Origin of the sequence: Curtobacterium phoenicis (assembly GCF_047238015.1) — a bacterium.
Classification (GTDB): domain Bacteria; phylum Actinomycetota; class Actinomycetes; order Actinomycetales; family Microbacteriaceae; genus Curtobacterium.
This window is the reverse complement of record NZ_JBDFLZ010000002.1, coordinates 386,832-406,580: the sequence shown is the minus strand read 5'-3', so window position 1 is coordinate 406,580 and position 19,749 is coordinate 386,832. Positions and strand designations below refer to the sequence as shown.

General features: G+C 72.8%; 23 protein-coding genes. 12 read left to right on the top strand and 11 right to left on the bottom strand.

The genetic code is table 11. The annotated features are described in order from the left end of the window. Positions 1 to 114 precede the first annotated feature (114 nt). The 3 genes from ABC270_RS02080 to ABC270_RS02070 all read left to right on the top strand — a co-directional run bounded on the left by ABC270_RS02080 (position 115) and on the right by ABC270_RS02070 (position 4,289). A complete protein-coding gene (locus ABC270_RS02080; protein WP_412879269.1) occupies positions 115 to 771 on the top strand; it encodes an HAD hydrolase-like protein in 657 nt (218 codons plus the stop codon). Beyond that, positions 768 to 2,021 (top strand): MFS transporter, encoded by a 1,254-nt coding sequence (locus tag ABC270_RS02075; RefSeq protein ID WP_412879268.1) that lies wholly within the window; start codon positions 768 to 770, stop codon positions 2,019 to 2,021. The genes ABC270_RS02080 and ABC270_RS02075 overlap by 4 nt, the downstream gene beginning before the upstream one ends. Before the next feature lie 177 nt (positions 2,022 to 2,198). Then, on the top strand, positions 2,199 to 4,289 hold the full coding sequence (locus ABC270_RS02070; RefSeq protein WP_412879267.1) for a glycosyltransferase family 39 protein: 2,091 nt from the start codon (positions 2,199 to 2,201) through the stop codon (positions 4,287 to 4,289). On the opposite strand, the gene ABC270_RS02065 is transcribed toward ABC270_RS02070, so the two are convergent. Together ABC270_RS02065 and ABC270_RS02060 are read right to left on the bottom strand one after the other, a co-directional pair. Then, positions 4,240 to 5,073, bottom strand: a complete 834-nt coding sequence (locus ABC270_RS02065; protein ID WP_412879266.1) for an NmrA family NAD(P)-binding protein — start codon at positions 5,071 to 5,073, stop codon at positions 4,240 to 4,242. The two genes, ABC270_RS02070 and ABC270_RS02065, sit on opposite strands and share 50 nt — an antisense overlap. Positions 5,074 to 5,161: 88 nt before the next feature. After that, positions 5,162 to 5,803, bottom strand: coding sequence for a nucleoside/nucleotide kinase family protein (locus ABC270_RS02060; protein ID WP_412879265.1), 642 nt, complete (start codon positions 5,801 to 5,803; stop codon positions 5,162 to 5,164). Between the two features lie 37 nt (positions 5,804 to 5,840). Between ABC270_RS02060 and ABC270_RS02055 the strand changes: the two genes are divergently transcribed. Continuing rightward, positions 5,841 to 6,206: a VOC family protein gene (locus ABC270_RS02055; RefSeq protein ID WP_412879264.1), complete on the top strand. Its 366-nt coding sequence runs from the start codon at positions 5,841 to 5,843 to the stop codon at positions 6,204 to 6,206. 58 nt (positions 6,207 to 6,264) lie between these two features. Here ABC270_RS02055 and ABC270_RS02050 read toward each other — a convergent pair whose 3' ends face one another. The 4 genes from ABC270_RS02050 to ABC270_RS02035 form a co-directional block, all read right to left on the bottom strand. Next, the gene (locus tag ABC270_RS02050) at positions 6,265 to 6,711 is read right to left on the bottom strand and encodes an NUDIX hydrolase (RefSeq protein WP_412879263.1); all 447 of its coding nucleotides are present in this window, start codon (positions 6,709 to 6,711) and stop codon (positions 6,265 to 6,267) included. Positions 6,712 to 6,798: 87 nt separating this feature from the next. Further along, positions 6,799 to 7,383, bottom strand: coding sequence for a TetR/AcrR family transcriptional regulator (locus ABC270_RS02045; protein WP_412879262.1), 585 nt, complete (start codon positions 7,381 to 7,383; stop codon positions 6,799 to 6,801). A gap of 116 nt (positions 7,384 to 7,499) precedes the next feature. Beyond that, a complete protein-coding gene (locus ABC270_RS02040) occupies positions 7,500 to 8,816 on the bottom strand; it encodes a carboxylesterase family protein (RefSeq protein ID WP_412879261.1) in 1,317 nt (438 codons plus the stop codon). Between the two features lie 9 nt (positions 8,817 to 8,825). After that, positions 8,826 to 10,157, bottom strand: a complete 1,332-nt coding sequence (locus ABC270_RS02035; RefSeq protein WP_412879260.1) for an MFS transporter — start codon at positions 10,155 to 10,157, stop codon at positions 8,826 to 8,828. A 244-nt stretch (positions 10,158 to 10,401) separates the two neighbouring features. Between ABC270_RS02035 and ABC270_RS02030 the strand changes: the two genes are divergently transcribed. The 3 genes from ABC270_RS02030 (at position 10,402) to ABC270_RS02020 (ending at position 13,365) form a co-directional block, all read left to right on the top strand. Further along, the gene (locus tag ABC270_RS02030) at positions 10,402 to 11,217 is read left to right on the top strand and encodes a sugar phosphate isomerase/epimerase family protein (protein WP_412879259.1); all 816 of its coding nucleotides are present in this window, start codon (positions 10,402 to 10,404) and stop codon (positions 11,215 to 11,217) included. Continuing rightward, complete coding sequence (locus ABC270_RS02025) at positions 11,214 to 12,329, top strand: Gfo/Idh/MocA family protein (RefSeq protein ID WP_412879258.1); 1,116 nt, start codon at positions 11,214 to 11,216, stop codon at positions 12,327 to 12,329. Before ABC270_RS02030 ends, ABC270_RS02025 begins: the two co-directional genes overlap by 4 nt. Before the next feature lie 166 nt (positions 12,330 to 12,495). Continuing rightward, positions 12,496 to 13,365 (top strand): metal-dependent hydrolase, encoded by an 870-nt coding sequence (locus ABC270_RS02020; RefSeq protein WP_412879257.1) that lies wholly within the window; start codon positions 12,496 to 12,498, stop codon positions 13,363 to 13,365. 4 nt (positions 13,366 to 13,369) lie between these two features. Here the strand turns inward: ABC270_RS02020 and ABC270_RS02015 are convergent, their stop codons facing one another. The 3 genes from ABC270_RS02015 to ABC270_RS02005 are packed head-to-tail and all read right to left on the bottom strand — an operon-like array spanning position 13,370 to position 14,762. Continuing rightward, entirely contained in the window at positions 13,370 to 13,978 is a 609-nt protein-coding gene (locus ABC270_RS02015; protein WP_412879256.1) for a TetR/AcrR family transcriptional regulator, read from the bottom strand. Between the two features lie 43 nt (positions 13,979 to 14,021). Beyond that, positions 14,022 to 14,561, bottom strand: coding sequence for a MarR family winged helix-turn-helix transcriptional regulator (locus ABC270_RS02010; RefSeq protein ID WP_412879255.1), 540 nt, complete (start codon positions 14,559 to 14,561; stop codon positions 14,022 to 14,024). A gap of 18 nt (positions 14,562 to 14,579) precedes the next feature. Continuing rightward, a complete protein-coding gene (locus ABC270_RS02005) occupies positions 14,580 to 14,762 on the bottom strand; it encodes a hypothetical protein (RefSeq protein ID WP_412879254.1) in 183 nt (60 codons plus the stop codon). A 242-nt stretch (positions 14,763 to 15,004) separates the two neighbouring features. Here ABC270_RS02005 and ABC270_RS02000 point away from each other — a divergent pair, with 242 nt between their 5' ends. Both ABC270_RS02000 and ABC270_RS01995 read left to right on the top strand, forming a co-directional pair. After that, complete coding sequence (locus ABC270_RS02000; protein ID WP_412879253.1) at positions 15,005 to 15,445, top strand: Hsp20/alpha crystallin family protein; 441 nt, start codon at positions 15,005 to 15,007, stop codon at positions 15,443 to 15,445. 12 nt (positions 15,446 to 15,457) lie between these two features. Beyond that, positions 15,458 to 15,757: a hypothetical protein gene (locus ABC270_RS01995; RefSeq protein ID WP_412879252.1), complete on the top strand. Its 300-nt coding sequence runs from the start codon at positions 15,458 to 15,460 to the stop codon at positions 15,755 to 15,757. Between the two features lie 151 nt (positions 15,758 to 15,908). Here ABC270_RS01995 and ABC270_RS01990 read toward each other — a convergent pair whose 3' ends face one another. Then, positions 15,909 to 16,790 carry a manganese catalase gene (locus tag ABC270_RS01990; protein ID WP_412879251.1) on the bottom strand — a complete coding sequence of 294 codons (882 nt, stop codon included), beginning with the start codon at positions 16,788 to 16,790 and terminating at the stop codon, positions 15,909 to 15,911. Between the two features lie 32 nt (positions 16,791 to 16,822). Then, positions 16,823 to 17,656, bottom strand: a complete 834-nt coding sequence (locus tag ABC270_RS01985) for an SDR family oxidoreductase (RefSeq protein WP_412879250.1) — start codon at positions 17,654 to 17,656, stop codon at positions 16,823 to 16,825. Between the two features lie 182 nt (positions 17,657 to 17,838). Here ABC270_RS01985 and ABC270_RS01980 point away from each other — a divergent pair, with 182 nt between their 5' ends. From ABC270_RS01980 to ABC270_RS01970, 3 genes are all read left to right on the top strand, one after another. Continuing rightward, on the top strand, positions 17,839 to 18,525 hold the full coding sequence (locus tag ABC270_RS01980; RefSeq protein WP_412879249.1) for an SDR family NAD(P)-dependent oxidoreductase: 687 nt from the start codon (positions 17,839 to 17,841) through the stop codon (positions 18,523 to 18,525). 113 nt (positions 18,526 to 18,638) lie between these two features. Next, positions 18,639 to 19,088, top strand: a complete 450-nt coding sequence (locus ABC270_RS01975) for a DinB family protein (RefSeq protein ID WP_412879248.1) — start codon at positions 18,639 to 18,641, stop codon at positions 19,086 to 19,088. A gap of 47 nt (positions 19,089 to 19,135) precedes the next feature. Next, a complete protein-coding gene (locus ABC270_RS01970; RefSeq protein ID WP_412879247.1) occupies positions 19,136 to 19,621 on the top strand; it encodes an AAA family ATPase in 486 nt (161 codons plus the stop codon). Positions 19,622 to 19,749: the final 128 nt, after the last annotated feature.

Here is a 19,749-nt window from a genome sequence, read left to right as displayed (position 1 = left end):
GCGCGTTTCGTGGACCGCGCTCACACACGACCGGGAGGCACGGCGCGGGCCCGCCCCGTCGGCGCGCGCACCGGGACGGCCCGGTCCAGGGCCCCCGGCTAGGCTGGGCGGGACATGACGCGCCCGTTCACCGCCATCCTCTTCGACCTCGACGGCACCATCAGCGACTCCGCTCCGGGCATCCTCGAGAGCATGACGCACACCTTCACCACCGTGGGCGTCCCCGTGCCGGACCACGCGACGCTCATGTCGTTCGTCGGCCCGCCGATCCTCGACACCTTCCACGACGCGATGGGCATGGACGCCGAGCAGGCCGAGCACACCCTCGCCGTGTACCGCGAGCACTACCTCTCGCACGGTGCCCTCGACTCCGCGATGTTCCCCGGCATCGACGTGGTGCTGCACACCCTGCACGAGGCCGGGCTGCCGATCTCGACCGCGACGAGCAAGCCGGAGACCCCGGCGACGTACATCCTCGAGCACTACGGCCTCACCGGCGACATCGACATCATCACGGGCGCGAGCGACGACGAGGTCCGCAGCTCGAAGGCCGACGTGGTCGCGGAGGCGCTGCGCCGACTCGACGCCCGCGGGTTCGACGTCAGTCGGCCGGTGCTGATCGGCGACCGCAGGCACGACGTCGAGGGCGCGGCCGCCCACGGCGTCCCGACGATCTTCGCGGCGTGGGGCTACGGCTCCCCGGACGAGGCCGAGGGCACCGTCGCCCGGGCCGCGACGCCGCTCGACCTCCTGCCGATCCTGCTCCCGTGACGGGCGCCGTCCGCACCGGGCTCCGCGGGGCCGCGTGGCTGCTCCCCGCCGCGGTCGTCCTCATCGCGCTGAACCTCCGTGGGCCGATCGTCGCGACCGCGCCGGTCATCGGCGACGTGCGGGCCGACCTCGGGCTGACGGCGAGCACCGCCGGGCTCCTGACGACCATCCCGGTGCTCTGCTTCGCGCTCGCGACACCGCTGGCGAGCTGGGTGATCGCGAAGGCGGACCCCGAGCGCGCCGTGTCGCTCTCGCTCGTGGTCGTCCTGGCGGGCACGGTCGTCCGCTCGCTGCCCTCGTCGGTGGCGCTGCTCGTCGGGACCGCGATCATCGGCATCGGCATCACCATCGGGAACGTCGTGATCCCGGTCGTCATCCGACGCGACACGTCCCCGGAGCGGGTCGGACTCGTCACGGGCGTGTACACGTCGGCACTCAACGTCGGGTCGATGATCACCTCGCTCGGGACGGCGCCGATCGCGGCGGTCTGGGGCTGGCCGGTCGCGATCGCGATCTGGGGCGTGCTGGCCGTCCTCGCCGGCGTCGGGTGGACGTACACCGTCGGCGCCCGGGCAGCTTGGCGTCGACCGGCCGTGGTCGAGCCCGTCGTCGAGACCGGGCCGATCGACCAGGTGCTCGGCACCGGGGCGGTCCGGACGGTGGACGACAGCGTGGGCGTGGCCCCGGTGCGTCCGGCCCGGCGGCTCATCACGTGGGGGCTGACGCTGGCGTTCGGCGGGCAGGCGTTCTCGTACTACGCCCTCACCGCGTGGATCCCGACGCTGCTGCACGACGAGATCGGCTTCTCGAAGGAGTCCTCCGGCGCGAGCTCGTCGGTGTTCCAGATCCTCGCCGTCGTCGGGGCGCTCGGGGTGCCCCTGCTCGCGACGAGGTGGCGGCCCCGGGCGATCATCGCGCTCGTGGCGTTCTTCTGGCTGGCGATGCCGCTCGGGCTGCTGTTCGCGCCCCAGCTCTGGTTGCTCTGGTCGGTCCTCGGCGGTGCGGCGCAAGGCGGTGGCATCACGGTCATCTTCATCGTGATCGTCCGGATCGTGTCGAGCGACGCCGATGCGCGGCGGATGTCCGCGTTCGTGCAGGGCGGCGGGTACCTCCTCGGCAGCGCCGGGCCGCTCGTGGCCGGGTCCCTCCACGGCGCCACGGGTGACTGGACGGCACCGCTGCTCGTCGTCCTCGTGGCCGTGCTGACCCTCGGCGTCGCGGGGACGATCTCGGCGCGTCGCGTCGGCTGACGGGCGCCGCGTCCGCCGAGACCTCGGCGTCGGCTGAGCCGCAGGCCGGTCGAAGCCGTACGTCCGCTGGACGTTCCTCGAACGACCCGCGGATCGACTCAGCGCGCCGGCCGTCTTCGCGGCGCGCTGGCGGCGGTGTCGCGGCGCGCCGTCACCCGGCACCGCCAAGGTCCAGGGGTGGACACCCGACGTCCGGCCAGATGGGCCGATCACCACCCCGCGGCACGGGTCGCGCTGCTCGCCGTGTTGCTCGGGTCCACGGTGCTGCTCGGGTGGAACCTCGCCCGCGGCGGTGACGCACCCTTCTACGCGGCGGCCGCCCGCTCGATGTCCGGATCGTGGCACGCGCTGTGGTCCGGCTCGTTCGACCCCTCGGCGACCGTGACGCTCGACAAGCTCAGCGGCTTCCTCGTGCCGCAGGCGCTGAGCGTCCGGCTGCTCGGGGACTCGACCTCGGCCCTCGCGCTGCCGCAGGTGGTCGAGGGCCTCGTCACGGTGTGGGCGTGCTCGGTGGTCGGCCTCCGCTGGGCCGGGGTCGGGACGGGACTCGTCGCTGCCCTCGCCGCGGCCACCACGCCGATCTTCGTGTCGGTGTTCGCGCACCCGATGGAGGACGCCCTCGTCACGGCCGCCCTCGCCGTCGCACTGCTCTGGTGGCAGCGCGCCGCGATCACCGGGACCTGGTGGCCGCTCGTGGCGTCCGGCCTGGCGGTCGGGGTCGGGTTCCAGGCGAAGATGCTGCAGGCGTGGTTCGTCCTGCCCGCGCTGGTGCTCGGGGCACTGCTCGCGGACGCCCGGCCCGGTGGACGACGGTGGAGCGTGTGGGTGCGGCTCGGGCGGTCCGCGGTGCTCGGCGGCGTCGCCGTCGCGGCCTCGCTCGTCTGGGTGGTCTGGCTCGCCCGGACGCCCGTGGGGGTCCGGCCGTTCGTGGACGGCTCGACGGACGACGACCCGTGGGCGATGGTGTTCGGCTACAACGGGATCGACCGCTTCCGGCCGGGGGCGTTCCCGGGGGCGGTCGCCGTGCGCCCTCCGGCCTCGTCCGGGTCGTCCCCTGACACGCGCCCGCTGACGGGACTGCTCACGCCACACCTCGCCTCGCAGGTCTCGTGGCTGCTGCCGGCCGCGCTCTTCGCCGTCGTCGTCGGTGTCGTCGTCCTGTGCCTCCGGCGAAGCGACCGGGCCGCGCCGCTGTGCGGTGGTGCGTTCGGCACCCGAGCCGGAGCGGTCACGCTCGTCGTCGTGGCGGTCTGGCTCGTGACCGCCGGGGCCGTGCTGTCCGTGGCCCGGATCCCGCACACCGCGTACGTCGCCGCGGTCGGTGTGCAGCTCGCGGTCCTCGCCGCCGTCGGCTGGTGCGGAGCCGTCGCCCTCGCACGCTCCCGGTCAGCGTGGCTGCGTGCCCTGCCGGTGGTCCTCGCGGTCGGGCAGGAGGCGTGGTGGCTGTACCTCGCGCACGGCGCCGACGAGCCGGCCGTCCTCGCCCACGTGGCGCACGTCGTCGCGAACGCGACCCTCGTCGCGGCGGTCGTCGCGCTGCTCTGCCGACCTCGGCCGGTCGTGGGTGGACCGTCGGGGCTGCACCGTGCCTCCCGAGCGGTCATCGCGGTCGCCACCGGACTGGCCGTCGTCGCGGGACCGGCCGCCTTCTCGCTGCAGGCGCTCGACGCGGCACGCGACGGCAGCGGGCTCGACGCGTCGGTGGGTCGCACGGCCGACCCCGCGGAGCGGTTCCGTGTCTCGTCGCCGGACTGGCGCGGCGGCGAGCCGACCTCCTACCCGACTGCGCTGCGCCGGCTCGTCACGCTCGCGGAGCGCATCGACGGTCACCGCCACGGTGCCCCGCTGTTCCTCACCGACACCTGGCGGCTGTCGTCCCGCATCATCTCGGCGACCGGGCTGCCGGTCCTGACCGACGGCGGCTTCTCCGGGACCGTCCCGGTGTTCACGACGCACCAGGTCCGGGAGCGGATCGACCACGGACTCCGCGTGGTCGTGGTGCGCGAGGGCACCCGCCTCGACGACCCGGTGCTCCGCGCGGTGCTGCTCGGCGGGTGCCGGACCGTGGCCGACGTCCTCGCGGGTGGGCACCACGCCCGCGGGCGGTGGGCCATCGCCGGGTTGCGCTGGTCGGTGTGGCGCTGCGGGTTGCCGGGGCCGACCGTCGGGCGGGTGCTCGTCCACCCGGCCGACGGGCACGGCCCGGTCGAGCTGCTCGTCAGGCCTGCTCGAGCACCTCGCGCAAGGAGAGCGGTCGCCGACCGGTGACCCGTTCGACGTCCCCCGAGACGTGCGCGAGCGCTCCCTCCGCGATCGCCGTGTAGGTGCTCACCCACGCGTCGGCCTGCCACGGCTCCGGCTCCCAGCGGGCGCGGGATGCGTACGCCTCGTCGATGGTCTCCGGGTGGTACGTGACGGCGCGCCCGCGGACCTCGGAGACGATCGCCGCCGCCTGCGCGAGCGTGATCGCGGTCGGTCCCGTGAGTTCGTACGTCCGGTCGAGGTGCGACGTCGGCGCCTGCAGGACGACCGTCGCGGTCCGGGCGACGTCGGCGCGTGCGACGGCGGCCATCGCTCCGTCCGCCGCCGGCCCACGGATCACGCCGTCCTCACCGACGAGGTCCTCCACGAAGTCGAGGTAGAACGAGTCCCGGAGGAACGTGTGGGCCATCGAGGTCGCCCGGATCGCCTGCTCGGTCGCCCAGTGGTCGCGGCCGAGGGTGAACGTGGCGTCCTCCGCCGCGCCGACGAACGACGTGTAGACGACGTGGCGGACCCCCGCCGTCGCGGCGGCGCCGACGAAGGTGCGGTGCTGCGCGAGGCGGTCCTGGGCTTCGGCACCGGACACCATGAGGAGGAGGTCGACGCCCTCCAGCGCGGACCGGCTCGCCTCGGCGTCGCCGTAGGAGGCGACCGCGACCTCGGTGCCCGGGAGCTGCGGCGCACGGGAGGCGTCCCGGACGATCATGCGGAAGGGCACGCCGGCCGCGGCGAGCGCGTGGGCGACCGCGCCGCCGATCTTGCCGGTGGCGCCGGTGACGGCGATGGTCATGGTCGGTCCTCTCGTGGGGCGCGGGGCCTCGCGGCCCGCGTCGGTCGGGTGGCGTGCGTCGGTCGGGTGGCGCGCGTCGGTCGGGTCGTCACGTCCGGACCGTCCTGGAGGCGCGGCTCACCGTGGCAGCGACCCGTGCGGCGTTCACGCCGTCCACCTCCAGCGCCCACGCACGCGCCGCGTCGTGGTCGCGGCCGTGCCGCATGTGGCGACCGACCAGGCGGTCGACGCGCACCGCGTCGTCGACGACGCAGGCCCAGGTCTCGGTGAGGAGCTCCGGCAGTCCGGTCCACGGTGCCTCGGCGTCGAGGAGGTAGTTGCCCTCGGTCACCACGAGCCGGGTCGTGCTCGGGACGGCGATGCTCCCGGCGACGGGCTCGTCGATCCGTCGGTCGAAGTCCGGGGCCCAGACGACCGGTTCGTCGGCGGTCGCGAGTCGACGGACGAGCGCGACGTACCCGGCAGCGTCGAAGGTGTCGACCGCGCCCTTCCGCTCGTGCCGGCCGAGGGTGTCGAGTGCGGCGTTCGCGAGGTGGAACCCGTCCATCGGCACCTGGACGGCCGTCCCGGCTCCGAGGCGTTCGTCGACCGCGACGACGATGCGTCGGGCGAGCGTCGACTTCCCCGCACCGGGGGCGCCGGTGATGCCGAGGACCACGCGGTCCGCACTGCGCGCGAGGTCGACGGCTCGCTCGACGGCCTCGTCGACGGACATCTCCTGCTGCGGCACGGTGTCATCCTCGCAGGCGCGGTGGTTCACTGGCCGCATGGTCGATGCGACGAAGGCGTTCAGCGGGTTCTCGGTGCGTGACGTCGCCGAGGCGCGGGCGTTCTACGAGGGGGTGCTCGGCGTCCCGGTGACCGAGGAGCACGGCATGCTCTCGCTGCAGGTCGGCGGGACGCACGTGCTGGTCTACCCGAAGGGTCCGGCGCACGAGCCGGCGTCCTTCACGGTGCTGAACTTCCCGGTGTCGGACATCGACGCGGCGGTCGACGAGCTCACCGCAGCCGGTGTCGCGTTCCTGCACTACGACGGCGCGACCGACGAGCGGGGCGTGAACCGGCAGGGCGGCCCGCTCATCGCGTGGTTCACCGACCCGTCGGGGAACGTGCTGAGCCTCCTCGAGGAGTAGGCCCGCTGCGACCGCGCGGCAGTTCCCCGCCGAGACGGCCGCCGGTCCGCTCAGTCGGTCAGCGTGTGAGCGCTCCCGCCCACGCGAGCGCGATCGGCACGAGGAGCCCGTGCCGGTGGTGGGGCAGCTCGGCGATCGGGATCCAGCGGGCCTCGTCCGTCGAGCCGTCGAGTTCGTCACGCAGTTCCCCGCCGACGATCGTCGCCCGGAACACGACCTGCACGGCCTTCATCGGGCGCCCCTTCGCGCTCGCGTGCATGCGGCGCTCGGCGGGGACGACGTGGTGACGGATCCCGAGCAGGGGGCCGACGCGCGCCTCGAGTCCGGTCTCCTCCCGCACCTCCCGGACGACGGCCTGCTCCACGGTCTCGTCGAACTCCACACCGCCGCCCGGCAGCGTCCAGGTCCCGGCCTCCGGGAAGCGCAGCTTCGCGAGGAGCACCCGGTCGCCCTCCGTGACCACGGCGTAGGCCGCGAGCCGGGTGTCGTAGTCGGTGTACTCCATGACCCGACCATGCCAGCAAGGTGAGCGGGTGTCGTCCAGCCGCGCCGCGCCTCCCGGCCGACGCGACACCACGCTGAGGCGGGTCGGTCAGACGGGAACCGTGCTCCACCCGGCCCGGAGCCGGGCGACCGCCCGGTCGAACGCGCCGAGCGGCTCGGTGTCGTCACGGAGCACGGCCTGCAGCTGCAGGCCCTCGTACAGGGCGACGAGCTGCTCGGCCGCGTGCCGTGGCGACGCGCCACGCGGCTCGCGCCCGGCGACGACGTCGCGGGTGAGTCCGAGCGTGATGTCCTCGAACGAGCGGGCGTACTGCGCCCGGAACCAGCCCTCGGCGGGGTGACCCGGTGTGGACGCCGCACTGAGGAGCGCGATCCGCAGCCGGACGAGCGCGGGTTCGTCGAGGCCGGCCTGCAGTCGGGCGCGGAGGTAGGCCACCACGCCGTCCCGCTCGGCGACGCTCCACAGCGCCCGCCGACTGCCGTTGTTCCACCGGTCCATGACCGCCACGATCAGCAGGTCCCACAGCGGGTAGGCGCGACGGACGTCGTCCTCCCCGAGGCCGGCCGCGCGGGCGACCTCGGCGAGGCCCACGCTGTGGAAGTCACCGGATCGGTAGGCCGCGACGGCACCGGTGACCACGCGGGACCGGAGGTCGACGTCGGAATCGGGCATGCCGTCGATCCTGTCCCGACCACCGGGCCGGGAGCACCGCCCAGTTCAGGGGGTCAGTCCGCTCCTCGCGCCACGCCCGCTTCGCCGGCAGCGGGCCGCGAACCGCGGGCAGCAGGTCAGCCGCGGTCGAACGCGATCGTCTCGTCGTCCGGCTCCTCGACCCGGCCGGTGCGCGCGAACCCGGCCCAGATCGCCCGGATGCGGCGACCGCGCTCCTCGACCGCCGGCCAGTCCCGCTCGGGCACGAACGCCGACCCCGCCCACGCCGCGCGGCCGCCGAGCAACATCGGCAGGTCGCTCATGTGCACCGCGCCGGTGGGCCGGGCCGTGGCGCCCCGGAGCAGGCGGTACGACGTCGCTCGCCCGCCCGCTGCTCGGTGCCGGTCGCGGAACCGCCGGACGTCGCGTCCGTAGATGACGTCGGACAGCGGTCGGACCAGCCACCAGCGCACGAGCGAGCGCAGCGGGCGGATCCGGGTGACGGCGGCCAGCGCCGGGACGGCCCGGACGAACATCGCGGCCTCGTCGACCGCCGAGCCGATGAGCACGTCGATCCGGGGAGCCACCGCACGCCAGGCCTCGGCGGCCCGCCGCTCTGCCGGCAGCGGGTCGTGACCGTACTGCGTGCCGAAGGGCATGCCCCCGCGGAGGCCGAACGGCGCTCCCGCCCGCGTGCCGGCCAGCTGTCGCTCGAGGACCTCGTCGAGCGGGGTGGTCGCATCGACGACCCCGACGGCCCGGAGCACCGCGCGGGTCATCCGTGCTCGCCGTCGGGAGATGCCGAGCGGAGCGCTCTGGATGACCACGCGACGGAACAGCCCCTCGGTGCCGCTGCTGATCATGAGGTGCGCGATCGCGTCGCCCCCGGCGGACTGCCCGAACAGGGTCACGGAGTCCGGGTCGCCGCCGAAGGACCGGATGTTGCCGTGGACCCACCGCAGCGCCTCGACGAGGTCGAGCAGCCCGAGGTTGGCGGGGACGCGCTCCCCGTCGCCGAGGAACCCGAGCACCCCGAGCCGGTAGGTCACGGACACGACGACGACCCGCTGCTCGACGACGAGGTCGCGGGCGTCGTGGATCGGGAGGTCGCCACCGCCGATGACGTAGGAGCCGCCGTGGACCCAGACCATGACCGGCAGCAGCTCGTCCTGACGCAGGTCGGCGGGCAGCGTGATCGTGAGGCGCTGACAGTCCTCGTCGACGGCGAGGTGCTGCATCGGCGGCAACAGCTCGTCGACGAAGGCCGCGGGGGGCTGCGGCGCGACCGGAGCAGGGGTGTCGGCGACGAACGGCGTGGTGGACGCGGGTACGGGTCGGGGTCGGCCGAAGCGCTCGGCGACGGCGTAGGGGATCCCCTGCGCTCGGACGACGTCACCGTCGACACGGGCCTGGACGGTGCCGACCGGGGTGGGGAACGCGCGCAGGTCGGTCATGCGTCCACGCTACCCACGAGCGAGACGCCTCCTCACGCGCGAGACGCCTCCCACGCGCGAGACGCATCCCCACCCGCGTGAGGTCCTTCCCCGCGCACGGCACGTCCATCCCCGCGCGCTGCACGGCCGGCGCCGTCGGCTCAGCCGCGCACGACCGGGCGCAGCGAGCCCGCCGCCGCGAACGCCGCGACGAAGAGGACCGCGACGAGCCACAGCGCGGTCAGCGCTCCCACGTGCTCTGCGACCGCACCGACCAGGGGCGGGCCGGCGAAGTTGGCGAAGTACCCGATGGACGCGACGACGCTCACCCGAGCCGCAGGGTCCGCACCGCTCTGCGCCGCGGCGGACATGCCGAGCGGGAAGCCCATGGAGACCCCGACCGCCCACAGGACGACCCCGGGGGAGGGTCACCCACGAGGACGGCCCGAGGATGAAGAGGACCGCGCCGACGATCCCGAGCGCCGTCGTCACCCGGACGGTGCGGACCCGTCCGAGTCGGTCGACCACCGGTCCGGCGGCGACGCGCGTCACCGCCTCGGAGACTGCGAACACGGTGAAGAACAGGGCGCCGACCGCGGGCGTCCCGCCGTGCCCGTCCGTGGTCGCGAGCGCGAGCCAGTTGTTCGCCGATCCTTCACCCAGCTCGACCCCGAGCATGACGACACCGATGAGGAGCAGGCGGACGTCCGTCCATCCCCGTGCCCACCGCCGGAGCCGCTGCCCGGGCGTGAGCGTGGTGTCGGGTTCCTCGGCGCGGCTGCCGTCCGGCACGGCACGCACCGCGAGGACGCCGACCACGAGGATGATCGCGGCCTGGCCGAGCAGCTGCTGCGTCGGGGTGACACCGAGCCAGGCACAGAGCGCGGCGACGCCTGCTCCGAGTGCGGCGCCCCCGGACCACGCCGCGTGCATGAGTGGCAGGAGCGTCCGCCCGGCGCGGACCTCGATGGCGGTGCCCTCGACGTTCGCCATCACGTCGAGCGACCCGATGCCAGCGCCGGCCACCACGAAGCCGACGGTCGCGAGCGGGGCGGAGTGCGCCGCCACCGCGATCCCGACGAGTGCGACCGCGGCGGGTACGACCACCACGACCAGGGTGAGCGCCCGCCGCCCGCCCAGCCGACGGAGGAGCGGAGCGGCGCCGAGCAGGCCGGCGACGCTGCCGACGGTCACCCCGGCGAGCATCACCCCGATCGTGCCGACGTCGACGCCGAGGTCGGCACGCAGTTCCGGGAGACGGGGACCCCACGCTGTGAGGCTCACGCCGCCGATGGCGAACGCGACGATGATCGCGTTCCGCCAGCGGGCGAGGGCAGGGGCGTCGACGTCGACCGGTTGCACCCCGCCATCGAACCCGCTCGACCGGGTCACCGCAAGCGCACGGCGGACGGCGCCGCAGGGCACCCCCGTCGACCGCGAGCAACACGGCGTCGAAAACTACCCACCGGGTGGTTTTTCCGGTAGCGTCGTCCTCGATCTCGCCGTGGAGCATCGCTCCTCTGCGGGCTGCGACGACCAGGGCCGCGACGACACCGTCACGGCGACCAGTGCCGCGACACCAGTCAGGACCGAAGGAGCCTCTGCAATGCCCACCACCTCTGTGCAGCTCTACTCGCTGCGCGACGCCATCGCCGAAGACCTCGACAAGGCCATCGCCCGGGTCCGCGAGATCGGCTACGAGAACGTCGAGCCGTACGCGTTCGTCGAGCGCGTCGACGACCTCGAGCGGGCACTGCAGGCCAACGGTCTCACGGCGCCCTCCGGTCACGTCGCCGTGATCGACGCCGAGGACACCGCCCCGATCTGGGACGCCGCGAAGCGCCTCGGCATCCAGACCGTCATCGACCCGTTCATCCCGACCGACCGCTGGCAGACCGCCGACGACGTGAAGAAGATCGCCGACCGCGTGAACGAGCTCACCGCCGAGGCCGCCGGCCACGGCCTGCGGTTCGGCTACCACAACCACCAGTGGGAGTTCACGAACAAGGTCGACGGCCGCACCGTCTACGACCTCTTCGTCGAGCAGCTCGCGCCCGAGACCGTCCTCGAGGTCGACACCTTCTGGGCGACCGTCGGTGGTGCGGACGCCCCGGCCGTGCTCCGCTCCCTCGGCGACCGAGTGGTCGCGATCCACGTGAAGGACGGCAAGGTCGACGGTGACATCCTCACCGCCCTCCCCTCCGCCGAGAGCGCCCTCATCGTCCCCGAGGCGCTCCAGCGCGCGTTCGAGAACCAGAAGCCGGCAGGCCAGGGCGACGTCGACGTGGCGGGCATCCTCGCCGCTGCGCCGCAGGCGATCCGCGTCGTCGAGTTCGACGCCTACGCCGGCGACGTGTTCGAGGGCATCGCGGAGTCGCTCGAGTGGCTCGGGACCAACGACACCGCCGGGAGCGCCGCGTGACCCGCGTGGGTGTCGGCATCATCGGTGCCGGCAACATCTCCGACCAGTACCTCACGAACCTCACGCAGTTCGCCGACGTCGAGGTCCTGTTCGTCGCCGACCTCATCCAGGAGCGCGCGAAGTCCCAGGCCGAGAAGTACGGCGTCCCGTCGTACGGCACGGTCGAGGAGCTGCTCGCCCGCGACGACGTCTCGATCGTGGTGAACATCACGATCCCGGCGGAGCACGCGAAGGTGGGCCAGCAGATCATCGCCGCCGGCAAGCACACCTGGAGCGAGAAGCCGGTCGCCACCACGGCCGAGGACGCCCAGGCGCTGCTCGCCGCTGCCGAGGCCGCTGGTGTCCGCTACGCGACGGCGCCGGACACCGTGCTCGGTGCGGGCATCCAGACCGCGATCCGCGCCATCGCCCGCGGGGACATCGGCACGCCGCTCACCGCGACGACGATGTTCCACGTGCCCGGCCCGGACCAGTGGCACCCGGACCCCGAGTTCCTGTACGCGCAGGGTGCCGGACCACTGTTCGACATCGGCCCGTACTACGTCACGACGCTGCTCCACGCGTTCGGCTCCGCCTCGCGCGTGCAGGCCGTGTCGTCGAAGTCGCGTGAGACCCGTGTGATCGGTTCGGGACCCCGCGCCGGCACCGAGTTCCCGGTCGAGGTGCCCACGCACCACGCCGCGCTCATCTCGTTCGCCGACGGGCAGTCCGCGCAGACGACGCTGTCGTTCCAGCACGCCCTGCCGCGCAACGGCTTCGTCGAGATCAACGGCTCGGAGGGCACGATCGTGCTGCCGGACCCGAACGTCTTCGACGGTGACAGCACGCTGTGGACGCTCGGCGAGGACGAGCCGACCACGCTGGCGCACAAGGGCTCGACCTGGGGTCGTGGCACGGGTGTCGTCGAGATGGCCCGTGCGATCGCCGAGGGCCGCCCCGAGCGTGCCTCCGGCGCCGTCGCCTCGCACGCGCTCGACGTCATGCTCGGCATCCGTGATGCCGCCGAGTCCGGCCAGGCCGTCGAGATCGCCTCGCGCATCGCGAAGCCGGAACCGCTGCCCGAGGACTTCGACCCCGCTGCCGCGGTCCTCGCCGAGGGCGTGAACGCCTAGTCACCCGCACGATGAGGGGCCGGTTCCGTCAGGAGCCGGCCCCTCCGGTGCGTCCGCGGTCCGTCGTCGTCGGCCGGGAGGCGCGGCCCGCCTCCGCCGGGTCGCCGGCGTCGGCCACCATGATGGTCGGAGGCCGCCGGGCGGCGGACGAGCAGGAGGGCCCAGCATGGCAGTACCGACGACGGACACCGAGGTCACCTACCCCGCGGGGGCCCTGACGAGCGAGGGGACCGTCGTGTCGGTCGAGCCCGCCGGTGACGACCGGTGGGCCGTGTTCCTCGACCGCACGGCCGCGCACCCGGTCGACACCGCGTGGCCGGACCAGCCCGCCGACCGGGTGACCCTCCGGACACCCGACACCGCCCACGAGGTGGCCGAGGTGCGCGTCGCGGGGTTCCACGACGGGCACGTGCACATCGGTGACGCCCTGCCCGTGCGGACCGGCACCGAGGGGTGGGTCTTCGGCGTCGCGCACGTCGTCGTCGGTACCCCGCCGCAGGTCGGCGAGCCCGTCACGGTCACCGTCGACCCGGAGCTCCGCGCCGCCCTCAGCGTCGCGCACAGCGCCTGCCACCTCGCCGCCCTGGCGCTCGACGCCGTCCTCGCCGACCGCTGGTCGAAGCCGGTGTCGACGGACGCGCTCGGCCACCCGGCGTTCGACTCGCTCGCGATCGTCCGGTCCTCGATCCACGAGCACCGCTCCGTGGACGACTACCGGATCGGGAAGTCGCTCAGGAAGAAGGGCTTCGACCCGACGGCCTTCGACGATCCGGAGGCGATCGCGAGCCAGGTCACCGCGCAGCTCCGGTCGTGGACGGACACGGGCGGCGCGATACACGTCGACGCCGAGGGCACCGGTCTGTCCGCACGGCGGCAGTGGCGGTGCGAGCTCCCGGAGGGCACCGCGACGATCCCCTGCGGCGGCACGCACCCGGACTCCGTGTCCGAACTGGTCGACCCGGTGGTCGTGATCGCGGTCGAGGACGTCCCCGGCGCCCGGCTCGTCACCATGACGACCACCGTCGCGCCCCGCTGAGCGTTCAGTCGGAGCGCGGCACCAGTCGTTCGAGCATCCGGAGCACCCGCTCGCCGTCGACCGCGTCCGGATCGAGCAGCCACTGCACCTGCAGACCGTCCGACGCCGCGATGCTCAGGCTGGCGAGGTCCACCGCGTCGACGTCCTCCCGGATCCGGCCGGCAGCCTGGTCGGCCCGGATCCACTCGGCGAGCTCGGCGCGCAGGGACGCGAAGCGCTCGCGCATGAACTCCCGCGTGGCCGGGTGACCCTCGCCGACGGCATCGGCGGACAGGGTCGTGTAGAGCTGCACGAGGCCGGGGACCGCGCGGTTCCGGACGGCACTGTCCCGCATGTCGCCGATCGCCGACTTGTCACGTCCGGGGTCGGCCTGCGACCGGACCTCGTGCTCGTGGTAGACCGCGAGCAGGAGTTCGTCCCGGCTGGGGAAGTAGTGCCGGAGTGCCGCGTGGGTGATCCCGAGGGCGTCGGCGACCGATCGGAGGGACGAAGCGTCGACTCCCTGCGCGGCCACCATGCGGATCATCTCGTCGAGGATCTGCGCCCGGCGCTCGGCACCCTTGCGGTACCCGCGTCGCTGCGGGACCGCGTCGTCGTCGGCCGGGGTGGTCACCCCGCCAACTTACCGCTGGAAGGTTTTCCGCGCGACCGCGAGGTCAGGCGCCCTCCGGCACGACGGTGTACTCGTCGACCGGCTGCGGCGATCGCGCACCGATCGCGTCGACGACCGCGGAGAGTGCCCGCGTGAGCACCTGGTTGTCCCGTTCGGAGAGCCCGTCGAGCACCTCGACCACCGCCTCGTGGAAGGACGCGTAGGACGCGCCGATCTTCGCGGCGGCCTGGTCGGTCGGCTCGAGGACCTGCTGGCGGCGGTCCGTCGGGTGCGCTGCCCGGATCAGGTCACCCGATGCGACGAGCCCGTCGACGAGCTTGGTGACGGAGGCGTTGGACACCGACAGCATCACCGCGAGGTCCTTCGGCCCCATCGGCCGTTCGTCGCGGTGCGCCTGCAGCAGGTACCGGAGCGCGAGCGACTCGTTCTTCGTCAGACCGGTCTCGACCCGTGCCGCCTCGATCTGCTGCTCCTCGGCGTGCTGCAGGCGCAGCAGAGCGTCGACAGCGGTCTTCGCGGCGGCCGAGCGGGGCTGGCGGGCGTAGAGGTGGGCGTGCTCACGGCGGACGACGGTCAACGGCATGCGGTCATGCGCTCCTGGTCAGACGAGGGGGGCCGAGAAGAAGTCGGCGTAGGACGGTTCGGTCTGCTTCGAGAGCAGCGACGGGTCGTCGATCCGCCGCTGGACGAAGGCGTCGATCACTGCCTGGTCAGTGAGGCCGACGCGAGGGTGGCTCCGGCCGCTGGCTGCGAGTCGCGGCATCCCCGTGTACGTGCTGCGCATGTCTGATCCCGCCTTCCTGCTGTGGTCGAGGTGTCCGTGCGGACACCCGAACTCTTTCACGACGTGAACGGTTCGTGCAACGAACAGTTTTTGTTCTGGACGATTCGCGCACTGAACCACCTGGACGGTGCCCCACAGCGATCTCCGAGCGCACTGTTGGCACTCTCTGGGTTCGAGTGCTAAAACTGATGCCAGTTGAGTCGAGGGGACTCAACAGGGACCACCAGAAGGAGTTGACGACGATGACGATGAACTTCGACCCGTTCCGCGAGCTCGACCGCCTCGCCGGCTCCCTGCTCGGGAGCGCCGGCGGACCGCGTTCGATGCCGATGGACCTGTACCGCACCGGGGACCACTACGTCCTCGACGTCGACCTGCCGGGCATCGACCCGGGCAGCGTCGACGTCGACGTGGACGGCTCGGTCCTCACGATCCGCGCCGAGCGCACCCTCGGCGCCCCGGAGGGCTCGCAGTGGATCACACGCGAGCGGCAGCCCGGCACCTTCGTCCGACAGCTGACCCTCGGCGACCACCTCGACGCCGGGCGGATCACCGCGAACTACGACAACGGTGTGCTGAGCATCACGATCCCGGTCAAGGAGTCGGCGAAGCCGCGCAAGATCGAGGTCGCGGTGGGCGGCGGCTCGCAGCAGCTCGCCGTCGGCAGCGGGACCGCCGAGTAGGTCGGAGGTGCGGTGGCAGGACTGCTGAACGCACTGATCGCGATCGCGGCCGTGACCGCCGCGCTCACCGCGACGAGTCTCGACCGGCGGGTGGCCCTGGTGCTCGGGGCGACCGGCAGCACGGTCGGCTCGTTCCTCGCGTGGGTGGTCGCGCCGGCCGCGTTCTCCGGGCTCGTTCCGTGGGCCGCCGCGGTCCTCGGGACGGCGGCGCTCACGGCCGGGTGGAGCGTCGTCCGGCTCTACGACGGCGTCTTCAGACCGCCGTCGGAGCCGGCGGACGACACCGGGACGCTGGCGACGACCGCGCGGTGACGACATGACGGACTGGAGGCACGGTGCCGGCTGGCACCGTGCCTCCAGTCCGTTCGTCGGTTTCCGGGGGTGCACGAAACGCGCGCGTTCCGACGTCGCACCGGTCGATCGACGGATGCCGCGTCGAAACGCACGCGTTTCGTGCTGCGGACTACTCCTTGTTGAGCTTGTCCTGCACGGTCCCTGCGGTCTTCTCCACGACGTTCGGGAGCTCGGTCGTGCCGTAGAACCGCACGTCCGGGTGCGTGGGCGGCGGCATCGGCGACGTGGTCGTCGGCCCGTCGTGGTACGTGTACTCGCCCTTTCCGTCGAACGAGGGGCCGCTCGCCCAGGGGCCGTTCGCCGCTTCCTTGCCGTCGGAGAAGTTGAGGTACTGGTAGTTGACCTCCTGGTTCTCCTTCGCCTGCGGGAAGTTGCTCGGCACCGGGAAGTCCTCGATGCCCTTCTCGCGGAGCTCCGCGGCGGCCGTCGACCACATGTTCTGGTGCATGGTGTCGCGCGCGAGCAGGAAGCTCAGCAGGTCACGGATGCCGTGGTCGTCGGTCATGTGGTACAGCCGGGCGACCTGCACGCGTCCCTGCATCTCGGCGTTCGCATTCGCCGTGAAGTCGGCGAGCAGGTTGCCGCTCGCGGTGATGAACGATCCCTGCCAGGGGTTGCCGTTGCTGTCGACCGGGCGGGCGCCGGCACCGGCGACGATGCCCTGCTGGACGTCCGTACCACCGACGATCGCGGCGACCGTGGGGTCGTCCTGCACGGCGTCCTCGGTGATGCCGAGCGGGCTCTTCTCGAGCAGCTGCGCGATCATCGTCGCGAGCATCTCGACGTGGCCCATCTCCTCCGCGCCGATGCCGAACACCAGGTCGCGGTACTTGCCGGGCATGTGCATGTTCCACGCCTGGAACTGGTACTGCAGCGCGACGGTGATCTCACCGTACTGACCGCCGAGCACCTCCTGCAGCTTCCGCGCGTAGACGGCATCGGGCTTGTCCGGGGTGGACTTGAACTGGAGTTCCTGCTTGTGGAAGTACAAATCGTGCTCCTGTCTTCGTTCGGTCGTTCGGTTCAGAGGATCGGGGTACCGCCGGTGACGGCGACGCGGGCACCGGAGACGTAGCTGCCGTCGTCGCTCGCGAGCAGCACGTAGACCGGGGCGAGCTCCGCGGGCTGCCCGGGACGACCGAGCGGCGTCTGCTTGCCGAACTGCTCGACCTCCTCGGGCGGCATCGTCGAGGGGATGAGCGGCGTCCAGATCGGCCCGGGCGCGACGCTGTTGACGCGGATGCCACGCGGCCCGAGCAGCTGTGCCAGCGCCGCCGAGAGGTTCGCGACGCCCGCCTTCGTGACGTCGTAGGGCGCGAGGTCGGGCTTCGGGTCGTCGGAGTTCACCGAGCTCGACCCGATGATCGCCGACCCCGGCCCGAGGTGCGGCAGCGCGGCCTTGACGAGGTGGAAGTAGGCACTGAGGTTCGTCGCGAGGGTGTGGTCCCACTCCTCGTCGCTGATCTCCTCGATGGTCTCGTGGGTCATCTGGTACGCCGCGTTGTTCACGAGGACGTCGAGTCCACCGAGCTGCTCGACCGCGGTGGCGACGACCGACCGGCAGTACGCCGGGTCGCTCACGTCACCGGGCAGCAGGACGGCCGTCCGACCGGCCTCCTCGATCCAGCGCTTCGTGTCCTGGGCGTCGTCCTCCTCGTCGGGGAGGTAGCTGATGAGCACGTCGGCACCCTCACGGGCGAAGGCGATCGCGACGGCCTTGCCGATGCCACTGTCACCGCCCGTGATGACCGCCCGCTTGCCGGTGAGCTTGCCGGACCCCCGGTAGGACCGCTCGCCGTGGTCGGCCGTCGGGCTGAGCTCCTGGTCGCTGCCCGGGGGCTGCTGCTGGTCGGTCATGTTGCCTCCTGATCGCTTCACGTGCCGGTCGGACCTCGGTCCCGCGCCGACCGGTCTTCGTCGACGCGCCCGATGGTCGGCTGCGCGCTCTGGACGGGTGACCGGGAGTGGCCCGATCACGCGGGCAGCGTGGCCGGATCGCGCGAGCACGTGTGGTGTGGCTCGCGCGTAGCGTGCAGCACATGGACCTGCAGCTGTCGGATCGTGTCGCACTCGTCGTCGGGGGGAAGGGCTACATCGGACGGGCGGTGGTCGACCGTCTCCGAGCAGAGGGGGCGACCGTCGTGGTGGCCTCCCGGAACGCCGGGGACGACGAGCACAGCGTGTCGATCGACACCGCGTCGCAGCCGTCCGTCGACGCCGGAGTCGCATCGGTGGTCGAGCGGCACGGACGGATCGACGTGCTCGTGGTGACCGCCGCCCCGAGTGCGCAGACCCTCGACCCGGCCCGGAAGTCCGACCCCGAGCAGGTCGCCGAGGCGATCGACGGCAAGGCGCTCGGCTTCCTCCGCGTCGCGAACGCCGTCCTCCCCCACCAGCGCGATGCTGGCTTCGGCCGCGTCGTCGTGGTCAGCGGCCAGAACGCCTACATCGCGGGCAACATCACGGCGTCGCTGCGGAACACCGCGACGAACGTGATCGCGAAGAACCTCGCCGACGAGTTCGCCGGCACCGGCGTCGCCGTGAACGTGGTGAACCCCGGAACCGTGACGGACGAGCCCTCCTCGGAGGTGCAGCGCGGAGCCGGCGGGGAGTCGAGCCCGCAGCAGATCGCGGACCTCGTCGCCTTCCTGTCCTCACCGCTCTCGGCGCTGAGCGGGGAGTCGATCTCGATCGCGCACCGGATGCTCGGGTCCGTCGTCGTCTGAAGCCGCGGTGCGGCGGCCCGGAGGCCCGGCGCGGGGCCGCCCCGCGCCTCCCGTCCGCCTCGTGGCACGTCACGCGCCCGGTCCACGCGCCCGGTGCGGGGTCACCGTGGGGCATGGACAGTGCGGAGCAGGACGTCGTCGGGCTCGTCGGGTACGCCGCCGATCGGCTGACGGACCGGATGACGGGCCTCACCGACGACGAGTGGGTGTGGCAGCCGATCCCCGGGGACGCGGAGGTCACCGTGCGGTGGCGGCTCGACCACGTCGTCGAGGTGCTCACGGCGAGCCGGAACCGGGAGTGGCTGGGACTCGCGGCGACGGCCGACCCGACGCCGGACGGTCCGGTGACCGCCGCCGAGGCCCTCGTGGCCCTCGATGCGGCGATCCGAGTGTTCCTCGCGACGGCGACGGAGGCCAGCGACACCGCGTCCGAGCCGATGGGTGCGGTCGCCGGGCCGAACGCTGCGGCGACGAAGCGGTCGTTCGTCCTGCACGTGGCGGACGAGCTGGTCCACCATGGGGCCGAGGCGGCACTCCTCCGCGACCTGTACGCCGCGCGCTGAGCATCGTGCTGGTGTCCGACGCCTGACCGATCGGTAGGCTCCCGGGCGTGACGAAGGTGTTGATCACCGGGATGTCGGGGACGGGCAAGTCCTCGGCACTGGAGCGGCTGGCGACGCTCGGCCACCGGGTCGTGGACACCGACGACCCCGGCTGGCGTGCCTACCACCCGTACCCGCACCCGTCCGATGAGGCACACCGGGGCAAGTGGCTCTGGGTCGAGGAACGGATGACGGCGCTCCTCGACGAGGAGGACGATCGGGCGCTCTTCGTCCAGGGGTGTGTCCGCAACCAGGACCGCTGGTACGACCGCTTCGACGCGGTCGTGCTCCTCGACGCACCACTCGACGTCCTGCTCGAACGGGTCGCGCGCCGGACGACGAACCCGTACGGGAAGACCGCGGTGGAGCGCGCGATGATCGAGGCCGACTTCGCCGAGGTGCTCCCCCTCCTCCGTGCGGGGTGCACCCACGAACTCGATGCGACCCGGCCGATGGCCGACGTGGTCGCTGACCTGGCCGCCCTCGCTCGCTGACGACCGGACGGTGACCGCGTTCGTCCCCGCGGCCGATGCGCTTCGGCCGTCCGCCCGATGCGGTCCCGCCCCGGTTCGTCGAGGCTGAGGAGCATGGACTCCTCGATCAAGCACGTCATCGCCACCCT

Excerpts from the sequence above, each read along its gene's own strand:
- ABC270_RS02080 (WP_412879269.1), top strand. The coding sequence starts at position 115 with ATGACGCGCCCGTTCACCGCCATCCTCTTCGACCTCGACGGCACCATC.
- ABC270_RS02065 (WP_412879266.1), bottom strand. The coding sequence starts at position 5,073 with ATGACCATCGCCGTCACCGGCGCCACCGGCAAGATCGGCGGCGCGGTC.
- ABC270_RS02030 (WP_412879259.1), top strand. The coding sequence starts at position 10,402 with ATGCCCACCACCTCTGTGCAGCTCTACTCGCTGCGCGACGCCATCGCC.
- ABC270_RS02040 (WP_412879261.1), bottom strand. The coding sequence starts at position 8,816 with ATGACCGACCTGCGCGCGTTCCCCACCCCGGTCGGCACCGTCCAGGCC.
- ABC270_RS02005 (WP_412879254.1), bottom strand. The coding sequence starts at position 14,762 with ATGCGCAGCACGTACACGGGGATGCCGCGACTCGCAGCCAGCGGCCGG.
- ABC270_RS02045 (WP_412879262.1), bottom strand. The coding sequence starts at position 7,383 with ATGCCCGATTCCGACGTCGACCTCCGGTCCCGCGTGGTCACCGGTGCC.
- ABC270_RS01975 (WP_412879248.1), top strand. The coding sequence starts at position 18,639 with ATGGACAGTGCGGAGCAGGACGTCGTCGGGCTCGTCGGGTACGCCGCC.
- ABC270_RS02050 (WP_412879263.1), bottom strand. The coding sequence starts at position 6,711 with ATGGAGTACACCGACTACGACACCCGGCTCGCGGCCTACGCCGTGGTC.
- ABC270_RS02020 (WP_412879257.1), top strand. The coding sequence starts at position 12,496 with ATGGCAGTACCGACGACGGACACCGAGGTCACCTACCCCGCGGGGGCC.
- ABC270_RS01985 (WP_412879250.1), bottom strand. The coding sequence starts at position 17,656 with ATGACCGACCAGCAGCAGCCCCCGGGCAGCGACCAGGAGCTCAGCCCG.
- ABC270_RS02000 (WP_412879253.1), top strand. The coding sequence starts at position 15,005 with ATGACGATGAACTTCGACCCGTTCCGCGAGCTCGACCGCCTCGCCGGC.
- ABC270_RS02055 (WP_412879264.1), top strand. The coding sequence starts at position 5,841 with ATGGTCGATGCGACGAAGGCGTTCAGCGGGTTCTCGGTGCGTGACGTC.
- ABC270_RS01980 (WP_412879249.1), top strand. The coding sequence starts at position 17,839 with ATGGACCTGCAGCTGTCGGATCGTGTCGCACTCGTCGTCGGGGGGAAG.
- ABC270_RS02010 (WP_412879255.1), bottom strand. The coding sequence starts at position 14,561 with ATGCCGTTGACCGTCGTCCGCCGTGAGCACGCCCACCTCTACGCCCGC.